General features: G+C 75.6%; 3 protein-coding genes. 2 read left to right on the top strand and 1 reads right to left on the bottom strand.

Features of this window, described 5'->3' with window-relative positions; translation table 11 throughout:
• On the bottom strand, positions 1-354 hold a 354-nt coding region (locus DVA66_RS18880; RefSeq protein WP_198671945.1), incomplete at its 3' end, for a thiol-disulfide oxidoreductase DCC family protein.
• 73 nt (positions 355-427) lie between these two features.
• Here DVA66_RS18880 and dnaG point away from each other — a divergent pair.
• The gene (dnaG, locus tag DVA66_RS18875; RefSeq protein WP_114561401.1) at positions 428-2,317 is read left to right on the top strand and encodes a DNA primase; all 1,890 of its coding nucleotides are present in this window, start codon (positions 428-430) and stop codon (positions 2,315-2,317) included.
• 117 nt (positions 2,318-2,434) lie between these two features.
• Positions 2,435-3,026, top strand: a 592-nt coding sequence (locus DVA66_RS18870) for a sigma factor (protein WP_269801645.1), incomplete at its 3' end; no start/stop codon positions are given.

The following is a 3,026-nucleotide window of genomic DNA, read 5'->3' as shown; positions in this document are numbered from 1 at the left end:
CGCCGGCAGCCGGTAGCGGTGGTCGGCCACCCAGCGGTAGCCGGCCCGGGCGAGCGGCCGCACCGGTGGCAGCCGCAGCACCGCCGCGGCGAGGCGGGCCCACCACGGGCCGTACCGCAGCCAGCCGGCGATCGCCTCGGCGCCGCCACGCACCCGGCGGTCCTCGGTGACCAGCAGCACCTCGGTGTCCGCGCGCTGCTGCGTCGTCCCCAGCGCGACCAGGTCGAGCGACTGCGACGGGCGGACGGCGACCTCGTCGGCACCCAGGCGGCCCTCGCCCCAGCGGGCCCAGGCTGTGCAGAAGCCGCACCGTCCGTCGTAGACGAGGAGAGCGGGGACGGTCGCGCGTGGCACATCCGGACGGTACCGCCGGATGCCGCGGTCGCGGTGGGCGGGGGCGCCCGGGCGCGACCTAGACTGCGTGCTCGTGGCGGGCAGGATCAGGGACGAGGACGTGGCGGAGGTGCGCTCACGTGCCCGCATCGACGAGGTCATCGGCTCCCACGTCGCCCTGCGCAACGCCGGCAGCGGCTCGCTCAAGGGTCTGTGCCCCTTCCACGACGAGAAGACACCCAGCTTCCAGGTGACGCCGGCCCGCGGGTTCTACTACTGCTTCGGCTGCGGGGAGGGCGGCGACGTCATCACCTTCCTGCAGAAGGTGGAGAACCTCTCCTTCGCCGAGGCCGTCCAGCAGCTGGCCGACCGGGTCGGCGTCCAGCTGCGCTACACCGACGGCCAGGGCCCCGGCCCGGCGCCCGGGCTGCGGCTGCGGGTGCTGGCGGCCAACAAGGCCGCCGAGGAGTTCTTCGCCGAGCAGCTGACCCGCCCCGACGCGCTGGCGGCCCGGCAGTTCCTGGCCTCCCGCGGGTTCGACCGGGACGCCGCCGAGCACTTCGGGGTCGGCTACGCCCCCCGCGACGGCCGGGCACTGTCCCGGCACCTGCAGGGGCGCGGGTTCAGCGAGCAGGAGCTGGTCCGGGCCGGGCTGGTGCGCGAGCGCGGCGGCTTCGACTTCTTCCAGGGACGTCTGCTCTGGCCGATCCGCGACGCCGGCTCCTCGGTGCTCGGCTTCGGCGCCCGCCGGCTGTACGACGACGACCGGATGCCGGCCAAGTACCTCAACACCCCCGAGACGCCGGTGTACAAGAAGTCGCAGGTGCTCTACGGCCTCGACCTGGCCCGCACCCAGATCGGCAAGAAGGGCCAGGCGGTGGTGGTCGAGGGCTACACCGACGTGATGGCGGCCCACCTCTCCGGGGTGGACACCGCGGTGGCCTCCTGCGGCACCGCCTTCGGCGACGACCACGCCCGGATGCTGCAGCGGCTGATGGGCGGCACCGACGCCTTCCACGGCGAGGTGGTGTTCACCTTCGACGGCGACGCCGCCGGGCAGGCGGCCGCGCTCAAGGTGTTCAAGGGCGACCAGCACTTCATCGCCCAGACCTACGTGGCGGTCGAGCCGTCCGGTCTGGACCCCTGCGACCTGCGGCTGCAGCACGGCGACGCGGCGGTCCGCGAGCTGGTCGGGCGCCGGGTGCCGCTGTACCGGTTCGTGATGTCGAACGTGCTCTCCCAGCACGACCTGGACCGGGCCGACGGCCGGCTGCAGGCCCTCCGCGCGGCCGCCCCGCTGGTCTCCAGCATCCGCGACACCGCGCTGGTCGGCGGCTACGCCCGTGAGCTGGCCGGGCTGCTCGGGATGGACGTCGAGGAGGTCCGCGCCGAGCTGGCCCGGGCCCGCCGCGCACCGCAGCCGGTACGCGGCGGACGGGCCGACCGTGACCCCGGCCCGGAGCCTGCGCCGGGAGAGGGCGAGGAGCAGCGGACGCCGGCCACCCCGATGCCGCCGGTCGACGACCCGCGGCTGGACGTGGAGCGGGAGACCCTGCAGCTGGTGGTGCAGCGCCCGGACCTGTTCGACGCCGAGCTCGGCGGGCTCACCCCGGAGCACTTCACCCACCCCGCCTACGCCGGGCTGCTGGCTGCGATGCGCACGGCGCTGTCCCGCGAGGGCGGGGCGGACTGGGTCGGCGACGTCCGCGCCGCCACCGACGACCCGACCGTCGACCAGGTGGCGGTGGCGTTGGCGGTGCAGCCGCTGCGCCGGCCCGACCCCGACCAGCGCTACGCCGACATCCACGTCGCCCGGGTGCAGCTGCTGGCCGCCGGACGCCAGATCGCCGACCTCAAGTCGCGGCTGCAGCGGACCAACCCGGTCGAGCAGACCACCCGCTACAACCAGATGTTCACCACGCTGCTCGAGCTCGAGGCCCACCGCAAGGAGCTGCAGGTCCGCAGCATCGGCGCCACCGACTAGCGCGCGCCCCCGGAGGCGGGTGTGAGCCGTCCCCAGGAAGAGGTGTTGTCCGTCCGGGGGGACGCCGGAGGTGTGGACGGCCGGTCGTACCGGCACCGCGGCGACCACGGTGGGGCCATGACGACTCGCACCGCCCAGGGGGCCGGCCCACGGATCCGCACCGACCACCCGCTGCTCACCGCCGAGGACGAGGTCGGGCTCGCCCGCGCCGTCGAGGTCGGCGTGCTGGCCCGGCACGCGCTGGAGCAGCCGGCGTCCGGCCACGACCCCGACGACCTGGCTGTGCTGGTGCGGACGGGGGAGCGGGCCCGGGAGCGGTTCGTGCTGGCCAACGTGCGGCTGGTGGCCGCCGAGACCCGCCGGGCCGCCGCCACCACCGCAGTCCCGCCCGACGACCTGTTCGGCGAGGGGATGGTGGCGCTGACCGAGGCGGTGGCCCGCTGGGACCACCGCCGCGGCACCCGCTTCGCCGGCTACGCGCTGCCATGGGTCCGCAACCGGATCCGCGCGGCGGCCGGCGAGCGGTCGGGGCAGCTCGGACCGGTCCGCCGGCGCAGCGAGGTGCACCGGGTGCGGGCCGAGCAGATGCGGCTGACCCAACGGCTCGGACGTCAGCCGACCCGCGCCGAGCTCGCGGCCGAGGTCGGCCGCGCGCCGGACTGGGTGGCCCGGGCGTTGCAGCCCGACGTGGTGGTCTCGCTGCACGCCG

The sequence above is a fragment of the Desertihabitans aurantiacus genome (assembly GCF_003344635.1).
GTDB classification, from domain to species: domain Bacteria; phylum Actinomycetota; class Actinomycetes; order Propionibacteriales; family Propionibacteriaceae; genus Desertihabitans; species Desertihabitans aurantiacus.
The sequence above is the reverse complement of the archived record's forward strand: the minus strand, read 5'-3'. Positions and strand labels throughout refer to the sequence as shown.